Source organism: Streptomyces sp. NPDC026575, assembly GCF_055567415.1.
The window spans coordinates 111,248-136,368 of sequence record NZ_JBVHQM010000014.1 but is presented as its reverse complement, the minus strand read 5'-3'; the positions used below and the strand labels follow the sequence as shown (position 1 = coordinate 136,368).

Here is a 25,121-nt window from a genome sequence, read left to right as displayed (position 1 = left end):
GGGTGGTGGTTCCTTACATGCGCTCGAAGGAGCGGAAGCGCTCCCAGTCCGTGACGGCGGCGTCGTAGGCGTCCTGTTCGACGCGGGCCATGTGGCGGTAGTGGTCGACGACCTCGTCGCCGAATGCCTCCCGGGCGATCGGGCTGTTCTCCCACCGCTCGGCGGCCTCGCGCAGCGTGGTGGGGACATGCGCGGCGTCGCCGGCGTAGGCGTTGCCGGTGGTCGCCTCGGGGAGCTCCAGCTCGTGTTCTATGCCGTACAGGCCGGCCGCGACCATGGCGGCGACCGCGAGGTAGGGGTTCACATCGCCGCCGGGCAGGCGGTTCTCCAGGCGGTGGGCGCGGCCGTGGCCGACGACCCGCAGCGCGCAGGTGCGGTTGTCGGGGCCCCAGGCGACGGCGGTGGGGGCGAAGGAGCCGGGGCGGAAGCGCTTGTAGGAGTTGATGTTGGGCGCGTAGAAGAGCGTGAAGTCGCGCATCGCGGCGATCTGCCCGGCGAGGAAGTGCTGCATGGTGCGGGACATGCCGTACGGGCCGGAGTCGTCGGCCAGTACGGGCCGCCCCTGCTCGTCCTGGAGCGAGAGGTGGATATGACAGGAGTTGCCCTCGCGCTCGTCGTACTTCGCCATGAAGGTGAGCGCCATGCCCTCCTGGGCGGCGATCTCCTTGGCGCCGGTCTTGTAGATGGAGTGCTGGTCGCAGGTGGTGAGCGCCTCGTCGTAGACGAACACGATCTCGTGCTGGCCGAGGTTGCACTCGCCCTTGGCGGACTCCACGGTCATCCCGGCCGCGCCCATCTCGTTGCGGATGCGGCGCAGGACGGGCTCGACGCGGCCGGTGCCGAGGACGGAGTAGTCGCCGTTGTACTGGTTGGCCGGGGTCATCTGGCGGTAGCCGCGGGACCAGGCGTCCTCGTAGGTGTCCTTGAAGAGCATGAACTCCAGCTCGGTGCCGGCGTACGCCCGCCAGCCGCGCTCGGCCAGGCGGTCGAGCTGGCGGCGCAGGATCTGCCGGGGCGAGGCGACGACCGGCGAGCCGTCGTGCCAGGCCAGGTCGGCGGTGATCAGGGCGGTGCCGGGGTTCCAGGGGGTGCGGCGCAGGGTGGCGGTGTCGCCGTGCATGGCGAAGTCGCCGTAGCCGCGCTCCCAGGAGGACATCTGGTAGCCGTCGACGGTGTTGAGGTCGACGTCGACGGCGAGGAGGTAGTTGCAGCCCTCCGTGCCGTGCTCAAGGACGGTGTCGAGGAAGTATCGGGCCGCGAACCGCTTGCCCTGGAGCCTGCCTTGCATATCGGTGAAGGCGAGGACGACAGTGTCGATCTCCCCGGCGTCGACGAGGACTCTGAGCTCCTCGACGGAGAGTGGGGGCGTGCGGTCTGCCACGGTGTTGCCTCCTGTCACTGCATCCGGAGGTCATAAGGTAGGCACACGAACCATTGATTGGGAAGGGGTGGCGATGGACGGTGCGGCTGACCGGCTGGCACCCGTGCTGCGGCCGGTGCGCGCGGGCAACGGTTTCGAGGAGGCGCTGGAGCAGATACTCCAGATCGTCCGGCTCGGCCTGGTGCCCCAGGGTGAACGGCTGCCCGCGGAGCGGGAGTTGGCCGAGCGGCTGCAGATCAGCCGGGTCACCCTGCGCGAGGTGCTCAAGGTGCTCCAGGACGAGGGCCTGGTGGAGAGCCGGCGCGGGCGCTACGGGGGCACGTTCGTGCGCGCCCGCAAGGAGAACCAGGGCGAGGACGAGCTGCGGCGCCGGATCGAGAAGATCGACGTCGAGGACACCCTGCGGTTCCGGGAGGTGCTGGAGGTGGGCGCGGCGGGCCTGTGCGCGGCCCACGGGCTGACCGGGGAACAGGCCGACCGGCTGCGGCGGGCCCTGGCCGCGACCCAGGACGCGCCGCTCGCGGACTACCGCCGGCGCGACACCCTGCTGCATCTGACGCTGGCGGAGCTGTCCGGCTCGCCGTCGCTGGCGGCGCAGTACGCGGCGGTGCGGGCGAGCGTGAACGACCTGCTGGACTGCATTCCGCTGCTGGTGCGCAATCTGGAGCACTCCCAGACGCAGCACAGCGCGCTGGTGGAGGCGGTGCTGGAGGGCGACGCGGACGGCGCGCGCGAGGTGATGCGCGAGCACTGCTGCGGGACCGCGGCGCTGCTGCGCGGCTTCCTGACCGGTCCGGCGGCCTGATCCCGGTCCCGCCGGACCCCCGCGAGCTCGCCTGTTAACCATTCTTTTACGCACGGGTCTTGCGCCGGAGCGACCCCCGGAGCAAAGGTATGCCGCTGAACCTTTGCTCGATTTCCCCTCCGGCGAGGCAGGAGCGGCTCATGGCCGACAGCACGGAATCGCAGACCGCACCGCCCACCGCGTCAGCGGAAGGCAGCGCACCGGGCGGCAGCTCGCCCGACGAGACCTATCTGGAGCGGCGCACCCTGCGCCGCGGCAGCGCGGGACCGCTGCTGCTGACCGGCCTGGGCGTCGCCTACGTCGTCTCCGGCGACTTCTCGGGCTGGAACAACGGACTGGCGCACGGCGGCTTCGGCGGTCTGGCGATCGCCGCCGTCCTGATGGGCCTGATGTACACCTGCCTGGTCTTCGCGCTGGCGGAGCTGGCCTCGATCCTGCCCACCGCGGGCGGCGGCTACGGCTTCGCCCGGCGGGCCCTGGGCACCTGGGGCGGCTTCCTCACCGGCACCGCCATCCTGATCGAATACGTCCTGGCGCCCGCCGCGATCTCCATCTTCATCGGCGACTACGTCGAATCGCTCGGCCTCTTCGGACTGCACTCCAGCTGGCCGGTCTACCTCGCCTGTTTCGTGCTGTTCATCGGCATCCACCTGTGGGGCGTCGGCGAGGCGCTGCGCTTCAGCCTGATCGTCACCGCGGTCGCGGTCGCCGCGATCGTCGTCTTCGCGCTCGCCGCCCTCACCGACTTCCATGTGGACGCGCTCAACGACATCCCCGTCGAGGCCGGTGCCTTCGGCGCCAACTCCTGGCTCCCGTTCGGCGTCCTCGGAATCTGGGCGGCCTTCCCGTTCGGCATGTGGTTCTTCCTCGGCATCGAGGGCGTACCGCTGGCCGCGGAGGAGACCAAGGACCCGGCCCGGTCGCTGCCCCGGGCGATGGCCGCCGCGATGGGCATCCTGCTGCTGCTCGCGCTGATCACCTTCGTCGCCGCGACCGGCGCGCGGGGCTCGGCCGCGATCCAGTCTGTGGGCGATCCGCTGGTCCAGGCGCTCCAGCCGGACGGCAAGCCCACGACCGTCGGCCGGATCGTCAACTACGCCGGTCTGGCGGGCCTGGTGGCGTCCTTCTTCTCCCTCATCTTCGCCGGGTCCCGGCAGCTGTTCGCGCTGTCCCGGGCCGGCTACCTGCCCCGCTTCCTCTCCCTCACCAGCCGCCGCAAGGCCCCCTACCTGGGCCTGCTGGTGCCCGGCGCGCTGGGCTTCGCGCTGGCCGCGGCCACCGGCGACGGCGCCCGGATGCTGAACGTCGCGGTCTTCGGCGCCACCATCTCCTACGCCCTGATGGCGCTCTCGCACATCGTGCTGCGCCGCCGCGAGCCCGGTCTGCCCCGCCCCTACCGGACCCCGGGCGGCATGCTGACCTCGTCCGTCGCCTTCGTCCTGGCCTGCTCGGCGCTGGTGGCGACGTTCCTGGTCGACAAGGACGCCGCCTTCATCGCGCTCGGCGTCTACGTCGTGGCGCTGGCGTACTTCGCGTTCTACTCCCGGCACCGGCTGGTCGCCGCGGCGCCCGAGGAGGAGTTCGCGGCGCTGGCGGCGGCCGAGGCCGAGCTCGAACGCGACTGACACACCCGGTGCCGGGCGGACGGGCTGCCCGGCCGGCCGGCACCGGCGATCCGATCCCGATCCGCACGCACGGAGGACCCCACCCCATGTCCCAGCCCCTCATCGGCATCAGCACCTACCAGGAAGAGGCCCGCTGGGGCGTATGGACCCAGCCGGCCGCGCTGGTGCCGGCCGGCTATCCGCAGCTGGTGCAGCGTTCGGGCGGGCTGGCCGCCCTGCTGCCGCCGGGTGATCCGGCGACGGCCGCCGCGGCGGTGGCCCGGCTGGACGGGCTGGTGATCGCCGGCGGCGCGGATGTGGCGCCGGCGCGCTACGGAGCGGAGCCGCACCCCCGGACCGGTCCGCCCGCCCTGGACCGGGACGCCTGGGAACTCGCCCTGATCGAGGCCGCGCTGGCGGGCGGCGTACCGCTGCTGGGCATCTGCCGCGGGCTCCAGCTGCTGAACGTGGCGCTGGGCGGCACCCTCGTCCAGCACCTCGACGGGCACGCCGGGCCGCCCGGGGTCTTCGGGCGGCACGACATCAAGCCGGTGCCTGGGACGCTGCTGGGCCGCGCGCTGCCCGAGCCGGTGGCGGTACCGACCTACCACCACCAGGCGGTGGACCGCCTCGGGCGCGGGCTGCTGGCCTCGGCGTACGCGGAGGACGGCACGATCGAGGCGCTGGAGCTGCCGGACGCGCGCGGCTTCACGCTGGCGGTGCAGTGGCACCCGGAGGCCGGGGACGACACCCGCGTGATGGACGCGCTGGTGGCGGCGGCACGCGGGGCGTCCCCGGAGGTGTGAGGGCTCAGACCTGTCGGGAGCCGCAGGCGCCGGGGATCCAGCCGGTGTTGCCCCGGTAGGTGATCTTCATCCAGTCGGTGCCCGAGCGTCCGCAGAGGTGGTACGACTGCCCCGTGGCCTTGTCGCGGATGCAGGTCGTGGCGCCCTTGGTGAACAGCCCGACCGCGGTGCTGTTCAGCTTGCGCTCCTTGCGGATCTTCACGTTCTCCTGCGCCTCGGCGTTGACGCAGGCGGCCGTCGCGGTGGTGGCCGCGGCGGTCGGGTGCGCGGCGGTCGGCGTGGCGGCCGTGGCGGCACCGCCGGCCAGCGCGGTGCCGAGCAGAGCCGTGGCGGCGATGATCCCGGCCGACGTCTTCCTCTTCATGTGTGGTCCCCGTAGTGGTAGTTGACGCATGGTCAGGTCCCGTCGCGCGCACGCGATCAAGGATTCGAACACACTAACGCACGGCGGATCCGGCGGCGGCCGGTTCCCTCAGCCCCGCGATCCGTCCGCCACCCCCACCAGGGCCGGCCCCGCCCGCCTCAGGAGGTCGCGCGGGTCAGCCCCAGCAAGTGACGGGCCGGCCCCACCGGCCGCTGCCCGGCCGGCCACACGGCCCGCAGATCGCGGCCGAGCCGCAGCCCCCGCACCGGGATCTCCACCAGCCGCCGGGCACTCAGCTCCTCACCGACCGCCAGCTCGCTGAGCACCGACGGCGCCGCCTCGCTCACCACGGCCGCCTTCACTGCGGTGGTCGAGGCGAGCTCCAGCAGCGGTTCGGCCAGCCCGCCGTGCTCGCCGAGCGCCGCGTCCAGCACCTGCCGGGTGCCGGAGCCGCGCTCGCGCAGGATCAGCGGGGTCGCGGCCAGCTCGGCGGCGGTCAGCTCCGTACGGCGGCGCGCCCAGCGGTGCGACGGCGCGGCGACCACGACCAGCCGGTCGTGCCCGATGACCGCGCCGTCCAGCCCCGCCGGCACCTGAAGCCCCTCCACGAAACCCAGATCCGCCTCGCCCCGCGCCAGCCGCTCGGCCACCGCGCTGGAGTTCCCCGCCAGCAGCGAGACGGCCGTCCCGGGCAGCTCCGCCCGCAGCGAGACCAGCCACCCCGGAAGCAGGTACTCGGCGATCGTCATGCTCGCCGCGACCCGCAGCCGGGAGTCGCGGCGCCCGCGCAGCGCCTGGGCGCCCGCGTCGAACGCCTCGGCGGCCTCGACCACCCGCCGCGCCCAGTCCGTCACCAGCACCCCGGCGTCGGTCAGCCGGGAGCCCCGCGGCGACCGCTCGACCAGCGCCACCCCCAGCTGCCGCTCCATGGCGCGAAGGCGGCTGCTGGCGGCCGGCTGGCTGATCCCGCGCGCGCGGGCGGCCCGCCCCAGGCTGCCGAGCCGGGCGATGGCGAGCAGCAGCTCCAGCGCGCCGAGGTCCGGGACCCGGTGCGCCAGCGAGGTGGACCGGGCCTCACCCATCATTCCCCCAACACATCACCTCAGCTTATGCCCCCATAGAGACAATGTCCCTGGTGGGGGCCGTTGGGAGGAGTCAGGCTCTTCTCATGGCAACACTCGCGCAAGCACCTTCCCGCACCACCCCCGCGGCCCCCCGTACCCCCGGATCGGTCCGCCACCTCGGCCCGAACTGGTACGCCACCGTCATGGGCACGGCGATCGTCGCCAACGCCGGCGCCGCCCTCCCGCTCACGGCGACCGGCCTGCGCCGCGCCTACACGGTCGTCTGGGCGCTGTCGGCGGTACTGCTGCTGACGCTGCTGGCCGCCCGCGCCGTCCACTGGCGCCGGCACCCCGACCAGGCCCGCCGCCACCTCCTCGACCCCGCCGTCGCCCCGTTCTACGGCTGCCTGGCCATGGCGCTGCTGGCGGTCGGCGGCGGCACGCTCGCGGTCGGCCGGGACGTCATCGGCGAACCGGCCGCGGTGGCCGCCGACGCCGCCCTGTGGACCCTGGGCACGCTCGTCGGCCTCACGGGCGCCGCGGTGATCCCGTATCTGATGGTGACCCGGCACCGCGTCGAGCCGGCCGGCGCCACCCCCGTGTGGATCCTGCCGCTGGTCGCCCCCATGGTCTCGGCGGCGCTGGGGCCCGCCCTGGTGCCCCATCTGCCGCCCGGCCAGTGGCGCACGGCGATGCTGCTCGGCTGCTACGCACTCTTCGGCATGTCCCTGCTGGCCACCCTGCTGGTCCTGCCGCTGGTGCTGTCCCGGCTGCTCCACCACGGCGCCCTGCCGCTGGCCCTCACCCCGACCCTGTTCCTCGTCCTCGGCCCGCTCGGCCAGTCCACCACCGCCGTGAACAACCTCGCCGATGTCGCCCCGGGAGTCGTGGACGCCTCCTCCGCCCACGCCATGAGCGCCTTCGCGGTCCTCTACGGCGTGCCCGTGATGGGCTTCGCGCTGCTCTGGCTGGCGATCGCGACGGCGATGGTGGTCCGCGCCTTCCGCCGCGGCATGGGCTTCGCCATGACCTGGTGGGGCTTCACCTTCCCCCTGGGGACCTGCGTCACGGGCGCGGCGGGCCTGGCCCGGCACACCGGGTTGGGCGTGTTCGACGGGCTGGCCGGCGCACTGTTCGCCGTACTGCTGACGGCGGTGGCGGTGACCGCCGCCCGCACCGCCTCGGGCCTGGCGCACGGCCGGCTGCTGGCACCGCCGCCGGCCGCGCGCTGAGCGGCGGCGCGCCGAACCACGGCGCGCCGGCGGTTCAGCCCAGGAAGAGCGGCAGCCTCGCGGCCACTTCGCCGAGCGCGGCCCGCTCCTCGTCGGTCGGCGCCCGGCGGCCGGTGCCGACCAGAAGGGCGTCCTGGTCGCTGAACGACGCGGGCAACGCGGCGCCGGCGATCTCCTCCAGCATCGCCCGGGTCCGGGCCAGGGCCTCCGCGGGCGGCCGGGGCGCATCCGGGAGGTGCGCGATCAGGTCGAGGTGGTGCAGCGTCCACTCCAGGACGTAGGCGCCGAGGTAGTCGCCCGCGGTGAGGACCTCGTCCTGGGTGCTCACCCGGGCGGCGGGGTCGGCGAGTTCGGCGGCGCGGCCGGCGGCGGAGCCGACGTCGTCGAGGTGGAACTTGAGCAGATGCGGTTCCTCGTACGCGGCGGCCAGCCGGACGATCAGCGCGTCGAGCGGGTCCCGGCCGGTCGGCGGTGCGTCCCCGACCTTCCAGTACGTCACCGCGTTCACGGTGGGTTCCGCTTCGGCGGGGGTGACGAGGGTGATCAGGACGTCCTGTGCGTCGATGACCAGGTGGCAGACGAGGTCCCGTACGAGCCAGCCGGTGCAGCCGGACGGCCGCTCGAAGTCCTCGTCGGGGAGCTCGGCGACCGCCGTGCGCAGCGCCGCCCAGGAGAGTGAGAAGAGATCCACCTCGGCAAGGTAGTGCGGTGCCGGAAGGGCGGACAACCGGATGGGGCGACCGGAGGTGGTGCCGCCCCGCTCCCCCGGTCACGCCCGGTGACGTCGTCACCATGACGGAGTAACGCAACGTAATCAATTCGTTGCTGGTTCGTTAGCGCGGTGATCCCGGCAGCGGACCGGGTCCAGACAGGAAGGAAGTTCCGTCATGGGTAAGGCAATGCGGATGGTCGCGGGCGCCCTCGGGGCCGGTGCGCTGCTGATGTCGGCGACCGGCACGGCCAGCGCCAAGGGCTGGTCCGCCGGGTTCTTCGACGAGGACGTGCACTGCGCGCCGACCTTCAGCCTCCTGTTCCCCCAGGACGGTTGCCTCACGAACATCCTCATCGACAACCACCGGACGGTCGCCATTCTCAAGCAGACCGCCGGGGGCGACATCGAGGGCACGGCCGTTCGCTCCGGCGGGCGAGGCCGCCGCTGACACCGCCGCCGCAGCCCGCGGCACGCCGCTCCGGGGTGCGGCGGCGCGTCCCGCCGTCTGCCCGCCGGTCTTCGCCGGCGGGCAGCGCGCGTCCCGTGCCGGCGCCCCGGTCGCTTCAGCGCGCCGCGGCCAGGGCCGTGGCCAATACGGCCGGAGCCTGCGCCAACGACGGTCCGTACCAGGTCAGATGGCGCCCGCTGACCAGCGCGGCGGGCAGGCCGGGGAACGCCTCGGGGCCGTCCTCGGCGGTGAAGCGGTAGGGCTCGTCGGGGAGGACCACGAGGTCGGCCGGACCGGCGTTGAGCGCGTCGAGGGCGATCCTCGGATAGCGGTCGGCATGGCCGGCGTAGAGATTGCGCACGCCGAGACGGGCCAGCAGGTCCCCGGCGAAGGTGTCCCGGCCGAGCACCATCCACGGCCGGCGCCAGATCGGCACCACCGCGGTACGCCGCGCCGGCCGGGCCGGCAGCTCGCGCCATGCGGCCTCGGCGGCGTCGAGCCAGTCGGGGCGGGGCAGTCCGCAGCCCGCGACCAGTACGCGGTCCAGCTCGCGCAGCCCCTGGTCCAGCGTCCGGACCTCGGTGACCAGGACGTCCAGGCCCGCGGCCCGCAGCGCGGCCAGGTCCTGGGGGCGGTTCTCCTCCTCGTTGGCGAGCACGAGGCCGGGCGCCAGGGCGGCGATCCGCCGGACGTCGGGGTTCTTGGTGCCGCCGACCCGGGCGGCCGCCAGCCCGGCCGGGTGGCTGCACCAGTCGGTGACCCCGACCAGCAACTCGGGCGCGCAGGCGGCCACCGCCTCGGTGAGGGACGGCACCAGGGACACCACGCGCTGCACGGTCATCCGTCCACGGTACGACCTCAGGCGCGCCCGCCCGCCCTGCGGCGCAGCAGATACGCCGCGCTGCCGGCCAGCACGAACAGCACCAGACCACCGGCCGCCTGTGTCACGTTCACTCCCTCCACCCGGCTGTCCTGCACGGTCACGGTCTCGGTGAACCGCGCTCCGCCCGGCGCGCATTCGATGGTGACCTGGTAGCGCCCCGGCCTGGCCGCTTCGGCGACCGTGGCGTCGGCGGCCAGGCCGCGCGCGCCCGGCCGCAGCACCACCGGGCCGAAGAGCGCCGAGTGCGCCCGCGCGCCCGAAGCCGGCGCGCACCGCCTGCTGTCGCTGATGCTCACCCGTTGGCCGGCCACCATCGGATCGGGCTCGACCTGCGCCGTCGCGACGGGCGCGGCGATCCCCAGGGTGGCCGCGCCGATCAGGGCGGCGGCTACGTGCGCGGGTTTCACGCACTCCAGCCAATCATCCGCCCCGCCGTCCGGCGCGCTACCCGCGCCCGCCCGGGTGAGCCGCGGGACGGCGGCGGGCCCCGCCCCGGCGAACCGCCGGCGCGGGGCCCGCCGCCCCACAGGTGAACTACGTGTCGAGCGCGCCTACTTCACCGGCGCCATCTTGTCGACGATGCCCGGGTGGGCGTCGATCCACTTCTCGACGCCCTTGTCCTCGTTGCCCTTGCCGGCGTCCTGGATCGCCTTCTCCAGGCTGCCGAGCTCGTCGGGGCTCATCTTCCAGTTCTTCAGCCAGCCGTGGAACTCCGGGAACTTCTCGGGGAAGCTCTCGTTGCCGACCGTCTTGATCTGGTTGTTGGCGCCCCAGGTGCCCTTGGGGTCGGCGAGCTTGGTCAGCTTGTACTTGCTGTACGCCCAGTGCGGCGACCACAGGACGACCGCGACGGGCTCCTTCTTCTGGTACGCCCGGTCCAGCTCGGCGAGCATGGCGCTGGTACCGGCCGAGGTGACCTCGAAGTCGTCCAGGCCGTAGGCCGGCGCGACGGTGTCCTTGAGCCGCTTCATCTCGCCGGTACCGGGCTCGATTCCGATGATCTTGCCCTTGAACTCGTCCTTGTGGGCACGCAGGTCGTCGAGGGTCTTGACGCCCTTGACGTAGGACGGCACCGCGATCTCCAGCGAGGTCTTGTCGTACCAGGCGCCGACGTCGACGAGGTCCTTCCGGTACCTGTCCCAGTACTGCTTCTGCGCGACCGGCAGCCAGGCGTCGGTCTCCACGTCGATCTGCCCCGTGGACAGCCCGGTCCACATCGGCCCGATGTCGAGGTTGCGGATGTTCGGCCGGTAGCCGCGCTTCTCCAGGACGTTCTTCCACAGGTAGGTGGTGGCGATGCCCTCGTCCCAGGCGGGGTAGCCGATGTTCGGCGCCCTGCCCGCGTCCCGGCCCTTGGCGTAGGTGGTCCTGCCGCCGGGCGCGACCTTGTCGACCAGGCCGGGGTTCTTCTTCAGCCAGGTGCGGACGCCGTCCTGCTCATGCCCCTCACCGGCGCTCTTGATGTCGTTCTCAAGGCTGGTGAGCTGCTTCTCGTCCAGGTGGAAGTTCTTCATCCACCGGGCGACCTCGGGCTCGTCCTGCGCGAAGCCCTTGCGGCCCAGCAGGTGCAGGCCGTCACCGGAGCCGAACGAGCCCTTGGGGTCCTTGAGCTTGGTGAGCGGGTACTTGTCGTAGGCCCAGTGCGGCGACCACAAGGTCACCGCGATCGGCTTCTTCTGGTGGACGGCGCGGTCCAGCTCGCTGAGCATCGAGGCGGTGCTGGACTCCTGGACCCGGTACTCGCCGCCCAGGCCGTAGTCCTTGAGGACCTTGTCCTTGAGGATCTTCATCTCGCCGGCACCCGGCTCGATGCCGGTGATCTTGCCGCCGAACTCGCCGCCCTTGCCCTTGAGGTCGTCGAGGGTCTTGACGCCCTTGACGTACGACGGCACCGCGATCTCCAGCGACGTCTTGTCGTACCAGGCGCCGAGGTCCTCCAGCTGGTCGTGGTACTTCTTCCAGTACGAGGCGTGGGTGGTCGGCAGCCAGGCGTTGGTCTGGACGTCGATGTCGCCGCGGGCCTGCCCGGCGAACAGCGGGCCGGCCTCCAGGGCCTGGACCTTGGGCTGGTAGCCGCGCTGCTCCAGGATCTCCTTCCACAGGTACGTGGTGGCCTTGCCCTCGTCCCAGTTGACGTAGCCGAGGCTGATCGGACGGCCGTTGCCGCCGCCCTGGCCGGCGCCCTTGCCGAACACGCTCATCCCGCCGGCGACCAGCGCGAGGACGACCACGCCGACCATCGCCACGGACGTGGCGGGCCGCCACCGCAGGAACTTCATCCCGCCGAGCGCCGCCTGCGCCTTGGCCAGCGCCCGCCGGCCGAGCGGGGAGACCCGCTGGTTGAGCGCGCCGGTCATCCGGTCCAGGTACATGGCGAGGATGACGACCGCGAGGCCCGCCTCGGCGCCCAGCGCCACATCGACCGAGCTGATCGCGTTGTAGACGGACGAGCCGAGCCCGCCGCCGCCGACCATGCCGGCGATGACGACCATGGACAGCGCCAGCATGATGACCTGGTTGATACCGGCCATGATCGTGGGCAGCGCCAGCGGCAGCTGCACACGGAAGAGCGTGCGCCGCGGGTGGGTGCCGAACGCCTCGGCGGCCTCGACCAGTTCCTCGTCGACCTGCCGGATGCCCAGCTCGGTCATCCGGACCGCGGGCGGCATGGAGAAGACGATGGTGGCGACGATGCCGGGGACCACACCGAGGCCGAAGAAGAGGATGCCGGGGATGAGGTAGACCATCGCCGGCATGGTCTGCATCAGGTCCAGGACCGGGCGCAGCGCACCGCCGACGACCCGGCTGCGGGCCGCCCAGATGCCGAGCGGCACGGCGACCGCGACGGTGATCAGGCAGGCCACCAGGACCAGCGAGAGCGACTCGACGGTCGGACCCCACTGCTCGATCGAGTCGATCAGCGCGAACCCGAGGAAGGTGAGCAGGGCGGCCGGCAGACCGCGCAGCCACCAGGCGAGCACCGCGAGGATGCCGGCCAGCAGCAGCGGTTCGGGCGCGGCGAGGACCGTGTGGATGCCGTCGTAGAGGCCGCCGAGGACCTTCGTGACGAGGGTGAAGAGCCAGTCGAGGTTGTCGCGCAGCCAGTTGACGGCGCCTTCGGCCCAGCTGCCTATCTGGATCCTAGGCACCGGCGATCACCTTGCCCTCGGCCTCGTTGTCCTCGGCCGTCGCCGCGGTCTTCGCGCCGGTCCGGGCGGGAGCGGCCGGGGCCGCGTCCTCGCCGGACTCGCCGAGCACGGCCAGCAGCCGCTCGGCCGCCACGGCACCGACCAGGGCGCCGTCGTCGCCGGTCACGGCGACGGGAACGGTGCTGGTGGAGCAGGGGGCGAACAGTTCGGCCAGCGGGGTGTCGACGCCGACGGTCGCGGGCGCGGCGGCCCGGAACTCCGCCTCGGTGGCGAGCGTGCGCCCGTCCGGGGTCGTGGTGCCCAGCACGGTGCCGGTCCCGGTCATGACCGCGCCCGCGGTCAGCACCCGGCTGCGGTCCACGTCCTGGATGAAGGACGCGACATAGTCGTTGGCGGGCCGGACGAGGATGTCCTCGGCGCTGCCGGTCTGGACGATCCGCCCGTCCCGCATCACCGCGATCTTGTCGCCGAGGCGCATCGCCTCGTTGAGGTCGTGGGTGATGAAGACGATGGTCTTCTTCAGGGTCTTCTGCAGCTCCAGCAGCTGGTCCTGCATATCGCGGCGGATCAGCGGGTCGAGCGCGCTGAAGGACTCGTCCATCAGCAGCAGGTCGGCGTCGGTGGCCAGCGCCCGGGCCAGGCCCACACGCTGCTGCATACCGCCGGACAGCTCGTCGGGCCAGGACTTCTCCCAGCCCGCCAGCCCGGTCAGGGCCAGCGCCTCGGTGGCGCGCCGCTCGCGCTCGGCGCGCGGTACGCCCTGCACCTCCAGCCCGTAGGCGGCGTTCTCCAGCACGCTGCGGTGCGGGAAGAGCGCGAAGTGCTGGAAGACCATGGAGATCTTCTCGGAGCGGACCTTGCGCAGTGCCCGGTCGCTGAGGGAGGTGAGGTCCTGGCCGTCGAAGCGGACGGTTCCGGCGGTCGGCTCCAGCAGCCCGTTGAGCATGCGCAGCAGCGTCGACTTACCGGATCCGGACAGACCCATGACGACGAAGATCTGGCCCTCGTCCACCTCGATCGACGCGTCGATCACGGCGGCGGTGGTGCCTTCGGCCCGCAGCTCGTCCCGGCTCGCGCCGGCTTCGAGGGAGCGGACCGCGTCCTCGGGTCTTCTACCGAACACCTTGTACAGGTGCTCGGCTTGCAGCCTGGACACATAAACCTCTCTTGTCGCACGAGAAACGACCTGCCACCCCCGCCGGCAGGTCGTGGTGCGGGACGGGTTCCGCCCGCCTTTACCGGTGAACAGTTTGGATCTCCACCGGGTCCGCTCCAGGCGCGCGCCTGCCCGCCTTTATGCGGCTCAAACAAGACGGTGTTCTAGATCACAACGCTGCGACGTATGGGGCATACGGCATCATGCGGGGTGTGACTCGACGCCTGATGCTCCTCGACACCGCCTCTCTCTACTTCCGCGCCTATTTCGGGGTACCGGAATCGGTCAAGGCGCCGGACGGTACGCCGGTGAACGCGGTACGCGGCCTGCTGGACTTCATCGCCCGGCTCGTCCAGGACCACCACCCCGACGACCTGGTGGCCTGCATGGACTTCGACTGGCGCCCCCAGTGGCGGGTCGATCTGATCCCCACCTACAAGGCGCACCGGGTCGCCGAAGAGGCCCCGGCCGGGTCCGCGGAGCCCGACGAGGAGGAGGTCCCCGACACCCTCTCGCCGCAGGTCCCGATCATCGAGGACGTCCTGGACGCGCTCGGCATCTCCCGTATCGGCGCGGCCGGCTACGAGGCCGACGACATCATCGGCACCCTGACCGCGCAGGCCAAGGGCCCGGTGGACATCGTCACCGGCGACCGCGACCTCTTCCAGCTCGTCGACGACCGGCGCGGGATCCGCGTGCTGTACCCCCTCAAGGGCGTCGGCACGCTCCAGATCACCGACGAGGGGCTGCTGCGCGAGAAGTACGGCGTGGACGGCCCCGGCTACGCCGATCTGGCGCTGCTGCGCGGCGACCCCAGCGACGGACTGCCCGGCGTCCCGGGGATCGGCGAGAAGACCGCCGCCAAGCTGCTCGCCGCGTACGGCGACCTCGCGGGCATCATGGCCGCCGCCGAGGACCCCGCCTCGAAGGTGACCCCCGCCCAGCGCAAGCGCCTGCTGGAGGCGCGCCCGTACGTCGCCGTCGCCCCGAAGGTCGTCAAGGTGGCCTCCGACGTCGCCGTCCCCGACGCCGATCACGCCCTGCCCACCGAGCCGGCCGACCCCGAGCGGCTGGATGCGCTCGCCGCGCAGTGGGGCCTGGGCGGCGCCCTGCACCGTTTGCTCGTCACGCTCCACCGATGACCTGTTAGGTTAGGTATACCTAACAAGCATCGGATCAGGGAGACCGCCGTGGCAGCAGAGCGCCCGTCCCGCAAGAAGCCCGCCGTGCACCGCGCCCGGGTACAGCGCACCGAGCGGCTCACCCCGCACATGGTCCGGGTGGTGCTGGGCGGTGAGGGGCTGGCGGAGTTCGCCGCGGGCGAGTTCTCCGACCACTACGTCAAGCTGGTCTTCCCGCTGCCCGGCGTGCGCTACCCCGAGCCGTTCGACATCGCGCAGATCCGCGCCGAGTTCCCGCGCGACCGCTGGCCCCGGACCCGTACGTACACCGTGCGCGACTGGGACGGCGACGCCCGCGAGCTGACCGTGGATTTCGTGGTGCACGGTGACCAGGGCCTGGCCGGCCCCTGGGCCGCCGCCGCGCAGCCGGGCGAGGAGATCTTCCTGCTCGGCCCCGGCGGCGCCTACGCTCCCGAGCCCGGCGCCGACTGGCACCTCCTCGCCGGCGACGAGAGCGCGCTGCCCGCCATCGCGGCCTCCCTGGCCCGGATGCCCGCGGGCGCAGCGGTGCACGCCTTCATCGAGGTCGCCGGCCCGGAGGAGCGGCAGGACCTCACCGCCCCGGCCGGCGCCGAGATCACCTGGCTCCACCGCGGCGGTGCCCCCGTCGGCCGCGAACTGGTCGCCGCCGTACGGGCGCTGGACTTCCCGGCCGGCGAGGTCCAGGCGTTCGTCCACGGCGAGGCCGGTTTCGTCAAGGAGCTCCGCCGCCTGCTGCGCGTCGAGCGCGGCGTCCCGCGCGAGTCCCTCTCCATCTCCGGCTACTGGCGCGCCGGCCACGACGAGGACGGCTGGCAGGCATCCAAGCGCGACTGGAACCAGCAGGTGGAGGCCGAGCAGGAGTCGCCCGCGGCCGCGGCCTGACCCGGCGTCACCCAGCGCCCCGCCACGGCGCCCCGCTACTCCACGGAGATGTCCTCGTAGGTGAGGGTCACCGTCTCGGTGGCGGGCCCGGAGGCGGTCGCGTCCAGGTCCGGGCCCGTCCAGGACGAGGCCCAGGCGTTGGCGAGACGGAACCGCCGGACCGGCTGCTTGTCGGCGTCGCGCACGGTGATGGTCACGTTCTGCCGTGCGCCGTCGAGGTCGCCGTCCAGGCTGGTCCTGATCCAGTCGGTGAACACCGCGCTCTTGTCCATACCGCGGGTGAGGGTGACCTCGCCGGCCTGGCGGGCGCCCGGCTGCTTGCGCACGATCAGTTCGCCGGTCGGCGAGACCTGCCGCGTTTCGACCACGTCCAGCCCCATGGTCAGCCCGGAGACGTCCTGGAGGGTCTCGACCTGGAACTTGCCGAGTTCGATCGTGAAGGTGTGGCTGGTGAGAGCATCGCCGGTCAACATGGGCGGGTCCTCCTGCTGTTCGCGCGTGGGCGGCCGGGGACGCCCCCCGGCCGCCTGACCACCCCTCACAACGACCGACACCAGGCCAGGTAGCGCACCTCAGCCCTGGTCCGGCCACTGCTCGTACCTGCGCGCCGACGCCTCCACATGCGCCAGCCGCCGCATCGCCATCAGGACCGCGTCCCCCAGTACCGTCCCCACCACGACGCTCTCCACCATGCCGTCGACCTCCGCGTTGCGGCCGACCCAGTCGAGATCGGCGGCGGCGACCCGTTCGCAGGCGTCGGCGTAGTCGTCGACGACCTCCTCGAACTCGGCGTGCCCGATGCCCTGGAAGGTGGCGAGCGCGACGGCCAGCGCCTCGACCGCCGGATTCTCCAGCTCCACCCGCCAGCCGCGCCGGCGGATCAGGTCCGCGACCTTTCCCCGCGCCTCCTCCATCCCGTCCGGGGTGGCGGTCGGCGGCGGGGTGATCGCCAGCTGGGCCGCGCCGAGCACCTTGTGCACGGACTCGCCGGGCGAGTCGACGGCGGCCAGCACCTCGCGGACGGCCGAGACCGAGAGCCCGCCGACGTCCATCAGCCCGCGGATCAACCGCAGTCTGCGCACATGGCCCTCGTCGTAGCTCGCCTGGTTGGGGCTGGTCAGCCGGCCCGCGGGCAGCAGCCCCTCCCGGACGTAGTACTTGATCGTCGGGACCGCGACGCCCGTCGCGCGACTCAACTCCCCGATGCGCATGCCGCCCTTTCCCGCGCCCGGCCACCGCCCGGCGCTCCTTGCCTCCCGGGGCGCCCCGCCCCCTCCCGGCCTTGCCAATCCGGCCTCCATCATAGATAGTCCAGCTATCAGATAGCGGTAAGCGCCACTATCCATTCTGCGGTTCAGGGGGACCCGTATGTCCAGATACCGTTCGCTGCTCGCCTTCTCCTGGGCGATGGCCGCGCTCGCGGTGGTCGCCGCGGTCGGCCTGATCGTCGACGACCGGGTCCTGCTCGGGGCGCCGATCTGGTTCAAGCCGCTGAAGTTCGCGGTGTCGTTCGTGGCCTACGGGCTGACGCTCGCCTGGATGCTGTCCCGGCGCCCGACCCGGGGCCGGGCCGGCCAATGGGCCGCACACACCGTCGTGGTCGCCGGGACCATCGAGATGGCGATCATCACCGGCCAGGCGATCCGCGGCCGGCGCAGCCACTTCAACATCGAAACACCCCTGGACCAGGGCCTGTTCGTGGTCATGGGCCTGACCATCGTGGTCCTGTGGACGGCCACCCTCGTCATCGCGCTGCTGCTCTTCCGGGCCCGCCTCGGCGACCGCGCCACGACCTGGGCGATCCGGCTCGGCCTGCTGATCGCCCTGGCCGGGCTGCTGCTCGGCGGGCTGATGCTGGCGCCCACCCCGCAGCAGCAGGCCGCGGGCCGGCTGGCCACCGCCATCGGCGCACACAGCGTCGGCGTTCCCGACGGCGGTCCGGCCATGCCACTGACCGGCTGGAACACCACCGGCGGCGATCTGCGCGTCCCGCACTTCGTCGGCATGCACGCCCTCCAGGCACTGCCGCTGTTCCTGTACGCGATCGAGGCACTGGCCGGCCGGTTCGCCCGACTGCGGCACGAGCGGGTGCGGCTGCGGCTGGTGCTGGTCGCGGCCGGCCTCCTCACCGCGCTGCTGGCGCTGGTGACCTGGCAGGCGCTGCGCGGCCAGGCACTGATCCATCCGGACGGGGCGACGCTGGGCGCGCTGGGCGCCATCGGGGCGGCCACCGCGATCGGGGCGTACGCGGCCCTGCGGCGGCCCGCGGACGCCGCCCCCCAGGACGAACCCTCCGCGGAATCCGCCACCCCCGCAACGGAGTTGACCTCATGAGCGACCGCACCCTCTTCGACCTGGCCTTCCTCCTCGCGGCGCCGTTCTGGGCGCTGCTGGTCCTGGCCCCCGGATGGCGCTGGACCGACCGGATCGCCGCCTCGCCGCTGCCGATGGTGCCGGTACTCGCGGTCTATCTGGCCCTGGCCGTCCCGGTCTTCCCGCAGCTGTGGGCCGCCGTCAGCCGACCCGATCTCGCGGGGTTCCAGGAGTTGCTGCGGCTGGGCGGCGGAGCCGGTGCGATCTGGGCGCAGGTGATCGCCTGGGATCTGTTCCTGGGACAGTGGATGTACCGCGAGGCCCGCGCCCTGGGGATCCATCCGCTGATCATGGGGCCGCTGCTGGTGCTGACCGTGCTGCTCTCCCCCATCGGCGTACTGCTCTTCCTCGGCCTGCGCGCGGCCGTCCGCCTCCGCGGGCGCGGCGCCGACGGTGCGGGGCACGACCGCTCGACGCGAACCCGGCAGCGGCCGTCGCCAAGTACCACGACGAGGAGCCGGCGGGCAGGCGCCGCCGGCTGACGGACGGCCTCCCAGGGCCTTTCCGACCCTGCCCCATCGGACCGGCCCTAGTCGTGGTGGAAGACCTCCCGCATCGGTGTCCACCACTCCCCCGGCACCGCGCCGTCCGTCTGCTCCTGGCAGGGGTCGGTCAGCCGCCACCACCGCCGGGTCACGGGGTCGGCGGCCATCTTGGCCATGTCCGCCTCGTAGTCCTCACCCGTGTACTCGAAGTACGAGAACAGCGTCTCTCCCTCAAGGAAGATCGAGTAGTTGCGGAGATGGCAGGCGGTGATCGTCGCCAGCACCTCCGGCCAGACCTCCGCGTGCAGCCGCAGATACTCCTCGCGGTGCTCCGGCCGCAGCCTGATGAGCTTTCCGAAGCGCCGCACCGGGGCCTGATCCCCACCGCTCGTCGCAGTCATGGGCGCATCCTGCCCCAACCGCCGCGCCCGCGGCACCCGTTGGCCTGCCGATGCCCGCCCCCGAACCCCGCCTCCCGTGAACGCGGTCGGCGCCGCGCCCCCGCCGTACGGGGACGCGGCGCCGCCGCGGTGCCGGGGCCTGCCGGTCAGCCCACGGACGAGTACGCCACCACGCCCCGCAGCACACCGTCCATCGCCCGGCGGGCCGTCCGCGCCACCGAGCCCTCGGGCGGGGCGGCCGCCGCTATCTGGCCGAGGACGTCGACCAGCTGCTTGCACCAGCGGACGAAGTCGCCGGCCGGCATCTCGGCCTCGCGGAGCACCTCGTCGAGCTCGAAGCCGGACGTCCAGCGGTACGCCGCCCAGGCGAAGCCGAGGTCCGGCTCGCGCTGGCCGACGCCCTCCGCCTGGCTGATCTTGTGGTCCTCCTCCAGGGCGTCCAGCCGGCCCCAGATGCGGACCATCTCGCCCAGGGCGTCCCGGGCCTTGCCGGACGGCAGCTTGGGGGCCGCCGCGTCGTCCGCCTGGCGCGCCTCGTACACCAGCGCCGAGGCGCAGGCCGCCAGCTCCGCCGGGCCCAGTCCCTCCCAGACCCCCTCACGCAGGCACTCGCTCGCCAGCAGATCCAGCTCGCCGTAGAGCCGGGCCAGCCGTCGTCCCTCGTCGGTGACCGTGTCGCCTTCGAGGTAGTCCAGCTCGGTCAGCAGCGCGCAGATCCGGTCGAAGGTACGGGCGATGGTGTTCGTCCGGCCCTCGATCCGGCGCTCCAACTGGCGGGTGTCGCGCAGCAGACGGTGGTAGCGCTCCGCCCAGCGGGCGTGGTCCTCGCGCTCGTCGCAGCCATGGCAGGGGTGCGCGCGCAGGGCCGTACGGAGCCGGGCGATCTCGCGGTCGTCGGCCGCCTCCGAACGGGCCCGGCGATGCCGCGAGGGCACGATATGGCCCGCCTTCGTCCGCAGCGCGGACGCCAGATCGCGGCGCGACTGCGGACTGCGGGCGTTGAACGACTTGGGGATCCGCATCCGGTCCAGCGCCTCGACCGGCACCGGGAAGTCCATCGAGGCCAGCCGCTTGACCTGCCGCTCGGCGGTCAGCACCAGCGGCCGGGGGCCGTCCTGGGCGTCGTAGCCGCGGTGGCCGTTCGTCCGCCCCGAGGGCATGCCGGGGTCCAGGACCAGCGCCAGGCCCGCGTACTTTCCGGTGGGCACATGGATGACATCGCCGGGCTTGAGCTTCTCCAGTGCGGCCGCGGCCGCCACCCGGCGCTGCGCCGCGCCCTGCTTGGCCAGCTCCGTCTCGCGGTCCTTCAGCTCCCGCCGCAGCCGGGAGTACTCCTCGAAGTCGCCGAGATGGCAGGTCATCGAGCCGCGGTAGCCCGCCAGCCCCTCCTCGTTCTTCTGCACCTGGCGCGATATCCCGACCACCGACTTGTCGGCCTGGAACTGCGCGAAGGACATCTCCAGCAGCTCCCGCGAGCGGTGCCGGCCGAACTGGGAGACGAGGTTGACCGCCATGTTGTACGACGGCTTGAAGGAGGAGCGCAGCGGATACGTACGCGTGCCGGCGAGGCCGGCCAGCGCACCGGGATTCATCCCCCGCTGCCACAGCACCACCGCATGGCCCTCGACGTCGATACCGCGGCGCCCGGCCCGGCCGGTCAGCTGGGTGTACTCGCCGGGGGTGATGTCGGCGTGCTGCTCGCCGTTCCACTTCACCAGCTTCTCCAACACCACCGACCGCGCGGGCATGTTGATGCCCAGGGCCAGCGTCTCGGTGGCGAAGACGGCCTTGACCAGGCCCTTGACGAACAGCTCCTCGACGACCTCCTTGAAGGTCGGCAGCATGCCGGCGTGGTGCGCGGCGATGCCCCGCTCCAGGCCCTCCAACCACTCGTAGTAGCCCAGCACATGGAGATCGGTGTCCGGGATCCCGGCCGTCCGCGCCTCCACTATGCGGCGGACCTCCTCACGGCCCTCCTGGTCGTTGAGCCGCAGGCCCGAATAGAGGCACTGCTGGACGGCGGCCTCACAGCCGGCCCGGCTGAAGATGAACGTGATCGCGGGCAGCAGACCCTCGTTGTCCAGGCGGTCGATGACCTCGGGCCGGCTCGGCGTCCAGATCCGGGCGCGCTGGCGCCGCTCCCGCTCGCGGTCCGCCTCGCGCAGATTGCGGCCCCGGCGCTTGTCCCGGCCGAAGGTCGGCCGGCTGTTCTCCATCCGCGCCAGCCGCTCCAGGTCGGGGTTGACCTCGCGGCGGCCGCCGCCGCTGCGGCCGTCCCGTTCCTCGAACAGGTCGTAGATCCGACGGCCCGCCAAGACGTGCTGCCACAGCGGCACCGGGCGGTGCTCGGAGACGATCACGGCGGTGTCGCCGCGGACCGTGTCCAGCCAGTCGCCGAACTCCTCGGCGTTGGAGACCGTCGCCGACAGTGACACCAGCGTCACCGAATCCGGGAGATGGATGATCACCTCTTCCCATACGGCGCCGCGGAAGCGGTCGGAGAGGTAGTGCACCTCGTCCATGACCACATAGCCGAGGCCGACCAGCGACTGGGAGCCGGAGTACAGCATGTTCCGCAGCACTTCGGTGGTCATCACGATCACCGGCGCCTCGGAGTTGACGCTGTTGTCGCCGGTCAGCAGACCGACCTTGTCCGCGCCGTAACGCTTGACCAGATCCTGGAACTTCTGGTTGGACAGCGCCTTGATCGGCGTGGTGTAGAAGCATTTGCGGCCCTGCTCCAGGGCCAGATGGACGGCGAATTCGCCGACGATCGTCTTGCCGGACCCGGTGGGGGCCGCGACGAGCACACCTTTGCCGGCCTCCAGGGCCTGGCATGCCTCGACCTGGAACGGATCCAGATCGAAGTCGTACATCTCTCGGAACGGGGCGAGTGCGGTGGCCTGCTCGGCCGCCCGGAGCTTGGCGGCGGCATAGCGCTCAGCAGGGGACATGTCCTCGGTCATCGTGCTTACGAGACTACCGGCCACCTCTGACAACGACCCGATCTTTATGGGCGGCCTTTACCGAGCGGGCGTCCGGCCCGGCCCGGCCCCGCACAGCGCGACGACCCCGGCTCGTCGAGCACGGGGCCGTCACGGCACGTCGTGAACCGCTACGTCACGTCGTCGTAGCCGCCGCGGCGCGGTGCGTCGCCGTCGCCCGCGTCCCCGCTCGCCTGCTCGGGGAGCATCCGCCCGGACGACACCGGCTCGATCCCGCCGACCCGCTCCGGCGTCAGGTCCAGCTCGGATGCCTCGTCGTCGCTCAGCCCCGCGTCCGGGTTGCCCAGCCTGCGGCGGCGGTCGTTGAACAGGCAGATGCCGACGGCGCCGAAGTACAGCACCACGATCGGAGCGGCCAGCAGCCCCATGGTGAGCGGGTCACCGGTCGGCGTGGCCAGCGCCGCGAAGATCGTGATGCCCAGCACCATGAACCGCCACCAGCTCATGATCCGGCGGCCGGTGAGCACCCCGCCGAAGTTGAGCAGTATCAGCACCAGCGGCAGTTCGAAGGCGAGGCCGAAGACCAGCACCATACGCGTGACGATGTCGAAGAACTCGTCGGCCGGAAACTGGTTGGCCCAGTCGCTGGGCGTCAGCCCGACCAGCGCACCCGCGGTGGTGGGCAGCACCGCGTAGGCCAGGTAGGCACCACCGAGGAACAGCGGCACACCGGCGGCGACGAAGCTCAGCGCGTACTTCTTCTCGTGCCGGTGCAGACCCGGGGCGAGGAAGGCCCAGAGCTGGTAGAGCCACACCGGGCTGGCGATGACCACGCCCGTGGTGAGGGAGAGCTTGAGCATGATCGTGAACGGTGCCAGCAGACCGTTCGCGGTGACCACGACGCAGGGATGGTCCCGCGGCGCGGCCGCCGTGGTGCCCTTGGGGCAGCCCACCGTGTCGATCACCGGGCCCGTGATGAAGTGAGCGATCCACTCGTACTGCCACATCGCAACGGCGGTGACCACACCCATCGCCAGCACCGACTTCAGCAGCCTGTTACGCAGCTCACGCAGGTGCGCCGCGAGCGGCATCCGCCCCTCGGGGTCCTTCTCCTGCTTGCGGGCAGACTTGAGCAACCCACTTCCTCGTCTCGTGCATCAGCCGTGACCGGCCCCGGGCCGGAGCGACTGGATCGGTTCGGTCAGCTCTGCTTGGTGGTGTTCGGCTCGGCCACGGGGCGCGAGCTGCTCACATCACCGGGAGCCGCCTGGATCGTACGAGGGGCCGACTGGGCGGCCTCGGAGGAAGCCTCGGACGTCGTACCGGTGGTGGCACCGCCCTCCGCCTCGCCGTCCTTCTTCATCGCCTTGGCCTCGCTCTTGAGGATACGAGCGGACTTGCCGAGCGAACGCGCCATGTCCGGCAGCTTCTTCGCGCCGAACAGCAGCACAATGACAACGAGGATCAGAATGATCTCGGGGGCCCTCAGGTTGCTGAGCATGTGCGACTACCTTCTCGCCGGGGCGGCGTCTGCTGGTTGCCTGCCGATGGGTCGGACTGGCGTGCTGGTGCTGCATCGATCGTAACGTTCGGTGGTGAACGCCGGGCAATCCCCTTGCATACTCCCGATTGCCCCGACCGCCGCGCTGTCTGAACCGCGGATCAGCCTACCTCTCCACCCCCGTCCGGCAGCAGAGCGCCGACGCCCGCGGCGACGTCCCGGCCGCCGACCGGCGCACAGGGCGCCCGGCGATCAGTCCCGGCCGGTCTCGTGCATCCGGGACGCGAGCGGGGTGGCGGCCCGCTCCAGGTCCTGGGCCGCCCGCTGGATCCGCTCCGATGTCGCACCGACCTGGCGGGCCAGCCGCCGCACCTCGACGAAGACGCGGACGGCGAGGACGCCGAGCACGGCGATCCCGGCGAAGCCGAGGGCGATAGCGATCATGGGCCAGAGCATGGAGCGAGCCTATCGGTCAGCCGATGTGCAGCCGCAGCGTGCGCACCCCGCCGTCGGTGAGCAGCTCCACGATCCGCTCGCCGGCCGGTTTGCGTACCGCCCGGCCGCAGTCGGGGCAGGTGAAGGAGTAGAAGGTGGTGCGGCTGCTGGCGCCGATCGCCAGCCGGAAGGCGTCCGAGGCCAGCTCGAAGCGGCCCCGGCAGTCCGGGCAGGCCGCCTTGAAGAGCACCGGAGCGGTCGCGCCCGCCATCATGGTCGTCATCCTTCGCTGCCTCCTCCTTCTCCCTGCCGTGCACGCCGTCCGCGGTGAGCCTGGCGCCCCGGGCGATACCGGCGCGCCGCGCGCTCACTCGCCGTACGCCGCGAGGGCCTGGTCCGCCGCGCGCCGCGCGCTGTCCGCGAGCGCCTGCGGCGCCACGATCCGGCCGTCCCGGCCCAGCCGCAGCGCCAGCCGCCGCAGCGAGGCCGGGTCGGGGGTGCGCAGGGTGATGCGCAGCCCGCCGTCAGGGAGCTCCTCGGCGCTGTCGTGCGGGTAGTACTCGGCGACCCAGCGGCCGCCGGGGCCGACCTCGATGGACACCTCGGGGTCCTCGGCGGCCGGCTGCACCAGGCCCTCCGAGAGGTCGCGCAGTTCGACCGGCGGCGGATCGGCCGGCGCGTCGAGCAGCTTGATCTCGGCGACCCGGTCGAGCCGGAAGGTGCGCCGGGCCTCGGAGAGCCGGCACCACGCCTCCATGTACGTGTGGCCGACCGCGAAGAGCCGGATCGGGTCCACCTCGCGCTCGGTCAGCTCGTCGCGAGCCGGGGAGTAGTAGCGCAGCCACAGCCGGCGCCGCTCGGCGATGGCGCGGTCCACGTCGGCGAAGACCCCGCCCTCGGACTCGAAGGTCACCGAGAGCCGGGAGCTGGCGCCGGCCGCCTCGCCGGCCGCCGCCTCCAGCTTGGCGGTGGCGCGCAGCAGCGCCTGCCGGTCGCCCTCGCGCAGTCCGGGCAGGGTCGCCACCGCGCGGGCCGCGACCAGCAGGGCGGTCGCCTCGTCGGCGGCCAGCCGCAGCGGCTCGGCGACGTCGTCGGGGTTGTGCCACCAGATGCGGTCGCCGTCGGTGTCGATGTCCAGCAGGTCGCCGCCGCGGAAGCTCGTACCGCACATCGGCAGCACGTCGAGGTCGGCGATCAGCTCGTCCTCGGTGATGCCGAAGGCGCGGGCGACGTCGCCGACGCGGGCGCCGGGGCGCTCGCGCAGATACGTCACCAGCGACAGCATCCGGCGGGTCTGGTCGATCGCGTTCGTAGCCATGGAGTCGTCTCGTC

At 72.3% G+C, this 25,121-nt stretch carries 26 protein-coding genes; 9 read left to right on the top strand and 17 right to left on the bottom strand.

Annotated elements, in window-relative coordinates; genetic code table 11:
* Positions 1–13: 13 nt before the first annotated feature.
* Positions 14–1,381: a glutamine synthetase family protein gene (locus tag ACZ4NB_RS20885; RefSeq protein ID WP_467663539.1), complete on the bottom strand. Its 1,368-nt coding sequence runs from the start codon at positions 1,379–1,381 to the stop codon at positions 14–16.
* Between the two features lie 73 nt (positions 1,382–1,454).
* Between ACZ4NB_RS20885 and ACZ4NB_RS20880 the strand changes: the two genes are divergently transcribed.
* The 3 genes from ACZ4NB_RS20880 (at position 1,455) to ACZ4NB_RS20870 (ending at position 4,596) form a co-directional block, all read left to right on the top strand.
* Positions 1,455–2,186, top strand: coding sequence for a FadR/GntR family transcriptional regulator (locus ACZ4NB_RS20880; protein ID WP_393488160.1), 732 nt, complete (start codon positions 1,455–1,457; stop codon positions 2,184–2,186).
* A gap of 140 nt (positions 2,187–2,326) precedes the next feature.
* The gene (gene eat / locus ACZ4NB_RS20875; protein WP_467663537.1) at positions 2,327–3,811 is read left to right on the top strand and encodes an ethanolamine permease; all 1,485 of its coding nucleotides are present in this window, start codon (positions 2,327–2,329) and stop codon (positions 3,809–3,811) included.
* Positions 3,812–3,897: 86 nt separating this feature from the next.
* The gene (locus tag ACZ4NB_RS20870; protein ID WP_467663535.1) at positions 3,898–4,596 is read left to right on the top strand and encodes a gamma-glutamyl-gamma-aminobutyrate hydrolase family protein; all 699 of its coding nucleotides are present in this window, start codon (positions 3,898–3,900) and stop codon (positions 4,594–4,596) included.
* A gap of 4 nt (positions 4,597–4,600) precedes the next feature.
* Here ACZ4NB_RS20870 and ACZ4NB_RS20865 read toward each other — a convergent pair whose 3' ends face one another.
* Both ACZ4NB_RS20865 and ACZ4NB_RS20860 read right to left on the bottom strand, forming a co-directional pair.
* Complete coding sequence (locus ACZ4NB_RS20865; protein WP_467663534.1) at positions 4,601–4,960, bottom strand: hypothetical protein; 360 nt, start codon at positions 4,958–4,960, stop codon at positions 4,601–4,603.
* Between the two features lie 158 nt (positions 4,961–5,118).
* A complete protein-coding gene (locus ACZ4NB_RS20860; RefSeq protein WP_467663533.1) occupies positions 5,119–6,045 on the bottom strand; it encodes a LysR family transcriptional regulator in 927 nt (308 codons plus the stop codon).
* Positions 6,046–6,128: 83 nt separating this feature from the next.
* On the opposite strand from ACZ4NB_RS20860, the gene ACZ4NB_RS20855 reads away from it, so the two are divergent.
* Positions 6,129–7,256 (top strand): TDT family transporter, encoded by a 1,128-nt coding sequence (locus ACZ4NB_RS20855; protein ID WP_467663531.1) that lies wholly within the window; start codon positions 6,129–6,131, stop codon positions 7,254–7,256.
* Between the two features lie 34 nt (positions 7,257–7,290).
* Here the strand turns inward: ACZ4NB_RS20855 and ACZ4NB_RS20850 are convergent, their stop codons facing one another.
* Positions 7,291–7,947 carry a maleylpyruvate isomerase N-terminal domain-containing protein gene (locus tag ACZ4NB_RS20850; RefSeq protein WP_467663529.1) on the bottom strand — a complete coding sequence of 219 codons (657 nt, stop codon included), beginning with the start codon at positions 7,945–7,947 and terminating at the stop codon, positions 7,291–7,293.
* A gap of 196 nt (positions 7,948–8,143) precedes the next feature.
* On the opposite strand from ACZ4NB_RS20850, the gene ACZ4NB_RS20845 reads away from it, so the two are divergent.
* Positions 8,144–8,416: a hypothetical protein gene (locus ACZ4NB_RS20845; protein WP_467663527.1), complete on the top strand. Its 273-nt coding sequence runs from the start codon at positions 8,144–8,146 to the stop codon at positions 8,414–8,416.
* 115 nt (positions 8,417–8,531) lie between these two features.
* Here ACZ4NB_RS20845 and ACZ4NB_RS20840 read toward each other — a convergent pair whose 3' ends face one another.
* From ACZ4NB_RS20840 to ACZ4NB_RS20825, 4 genes are all read right to left on the bottom strand, one after another.
* Positions 8,532–9,257, bottom strand: coding sequence for a helical backbone metal receptor (locus ACZ4NB_RS20840; protein ID WP_467663525.1), 726 nt, complete (start codon positions 9,255–9,257; stop codon positions 8,532–8,534).
* A gap of 17 nt (positions 9,258–9,274) precedes the next feature.
* On the bottom strand, positions 9,275–9,706 hold the full coding sequence (locus ACZ4NB_RS20835; protein WP_467663524.1) for a hypothetical protein: 432 nt from the start codon (positions 9,704–9,706) through the stop codon (positions 9,275–9,277).
* A gap of 144 nt (positions 9,707–9,850) precedes the next feature.
* Positions 9,851–12,448 (bottom strand): ABC transporter permease/substrate binding protein, encoded by a 2,598-nt coding sequence (locus ACZ4NB_RS20830; RefSeq protein WP_467663522.1) that lies wholly within the window; start codon positions 12,446–12,448, stop codon positions 9,851–9,853.
* Positions 12,441–13,604 carry a quaternary amine ABC transporter ATP-binding protein gene (locus ACZ4NB_RS20825; RefSeq protein ID WP_467663521.1) on the bottom strand — a complete coding sequence of 388 codons (1,164 nt, stop codon included), beginning with the start codon at positions 13,602–13,604 and terminating at the stop codon, positions 12,441–12,443. Before ACZ4NB_RS20825 ends, ACZ4NB_RS20830 begins: the two co-directional genes overlap by 8 nt.
* A 227-nt stretch (positions 13,605–13,831) precedes the next feature.
* Here ACZ4NB_RS20825 and ACZ4NB_RS20820 point away from each other — a divergent pair, with 227 nt between their 5' ends.
* Positions 13,832–14,746 carry a 5'-3' exonuclease gene (locus tag ACZ4NB_RS20820; RefSeq protein WP_467663690.1) on the top strand — a complete coding sequence of 305 codons (915 nt, stop codon included), beginning with the start codon at positions 13,832–13,834 and terminating at the stop codon, positions 14,744–14,746.
* Positions 14,747–14,794: 48 nt separating this feature from the next.
* The gene (locus ACZ4NB_RS20815; RefSeq protein ID WP_467663519.1) at positions 14,795–15,649 is read left to right on the top strand and encodes a siderophore-interacting protein; all 855 of its coding nucleotides are present in this window, start codon (positions 14,795–14,797) and stop codon (positions 15,647–15,649) included.
* Between the two features lie 35 nt (positions 15,650–15,684).
* Here the strand turns inward: ACZ4NB_RS20815 and ACZ4NB_RS20810 are convergent, their stop codons facing one another.
* Complete coding sequence (locus ACZ4NB_RS20810) at positions 15,685–16,122, bottom strand: phage tail protein (protein WP_467663517.1); 438 nt, start codon at positions 16,120–16,122, stop codon at positions 15,685–15,687.
* A 99-nt stretch (positions 16,123–16,221) separates the two neighbouring features.
* Positions 16,222–16,845: a MerR family transcriptional regulator gene (locus tag ACZ4NB_RS20805; protein ID WP_467663515.1), complete on the bottom strand. Its 624-nt coding sequence runs from the start codon at positions 16,843–16,845 to the stop codon at positions 16,222–16,224.
* A gap of 211 nt (positions 16,846–17,056) precedes the next feature.
* On the opposite strand from ACZ4NB_RS20805, the gene ACZ4NB_RS20800 reads away from it, so the two are divergent.
* On the top strand, positions 17,057–17,983 hold the full coding sequence (locus ACZ4NB_RS20800; protein WP_467663688.1) for a hypothetical protein: 927 nt from the start codon (positions 17,057–17,059) through the stop codon (positions 17,981–17,983).
* Positions 17,980–18,504 carry an ABA4-like family protein gene (locus ACZ4NB_RS20795; protein WP_467663513.1) on the top strand — a complete coding sequence of 175 codons (525 nt, stop codon included), beginning with the start codon at positions 17,980–17,982 and terminating at the stop codon, positions 18,502–18,504. The genes ACZ4NB_RS20800 and ACZ4NB_RS20795 overlap by 4 nt, the downstream gene beginning before the upstream one ends.
* Positions 18,505–18,551: 47 nt before the next feature.
* Here the strand turns inward: ACZ4NB_RS20795 and ACZ4NB_RS20790 are convergent, their stop codons facing one another.
* The 7 genes from ACZ4NB_RS20790 to ACZ4NB_RS20760 form a co-directional block, all read right to left on the bottom strand.
* Positions 18,552–18,908: an L-rhamnose mutarotase gene (locus tag ACZ4NB_RS20790; RefSeq protein ID WP_467663511.1), complete on the bottom strand. Its 357-nt coding sequence runs from the start codon at positions 18,906–18,908 to the stop codon at positions 18,552–18,554.
* 146 nt (positions 18,909–19,054) lie between these two features.
* Positions 19,055–21,874, bottom strand: a complete 2,820-nt coding sequence (locus ACZ4NB_RS20785; RefSeq protein ID WP_467663509.1) for a DEAD/DEAH box helicase — start codon at positions 21,872–21,874, stop codon at positions 19,055–19,057.
* 149 nt (positions 21,875–22,023) lie between these two features.
* Complete coding sequence (gene tatC / locus ACZ4NB_RS20780; RefSeq protein ID WP_467663507.1) at positions 22,024–22,989, bottom strand: twin-arginine translocase subunit TatC; 966 nt, start codon at positions 22,987–22,989, stop codon at positions 22,024–22,026.
* Between the two features lie 65 nt (positions 22,990–23,054).
* Positions 23,055–23,354 (bottom strand): Sec-independent protein translocase subunit TatA, encoded by a 300-nt coding sequence (gene tatA / locus ACZ4NB_RS20775; RefSeq protein ID WP_393488192.1) that lies wholly within the window; start codon positions 23,352–23,354, stop codon positions 23,055–23,057.
* Positions 23,355–23,606: 252 nt separating this feature from the next.
* Complete coding sequence (locus ACZ4NB_RS20770) at positions 23,607–23,810, bottom strand: hypothetical protein (RefSeq protein WP_467663505.1); 204 nt, start codon at positions 23,808–23,810, stop codon at positions 23,607–23,609.
* Between the two features lie 16 nt (positions 23,811–23,826).
* Positions 23,827–24,072 (bottom strand): hypothetical protein, encoded by a 246-nt coding sequence (locus ACZ4NB_RS20765; RefSeq protein WP_393488195.1) that lies wholly within the window; start codon positions 24,070–24,072, stop codon positions 23,827–23,829.
* Between the two features lie 84 nt (positions 24,073–24,156).
* Positions 24,157–25,107: a helix-turn-helix transcriptional regulator gene (locus ACZ4NB_RS20760; RefSeq protein ID WP_393488196.1), complete on the bottom strand. Its 951-nt coding sequence runs from the start codon at positions 25,105–25,107 to the stop codon at positions 24,157–24,159.
* Positions 25,108–25,121 lie beyond the last annotated feature (14 nt).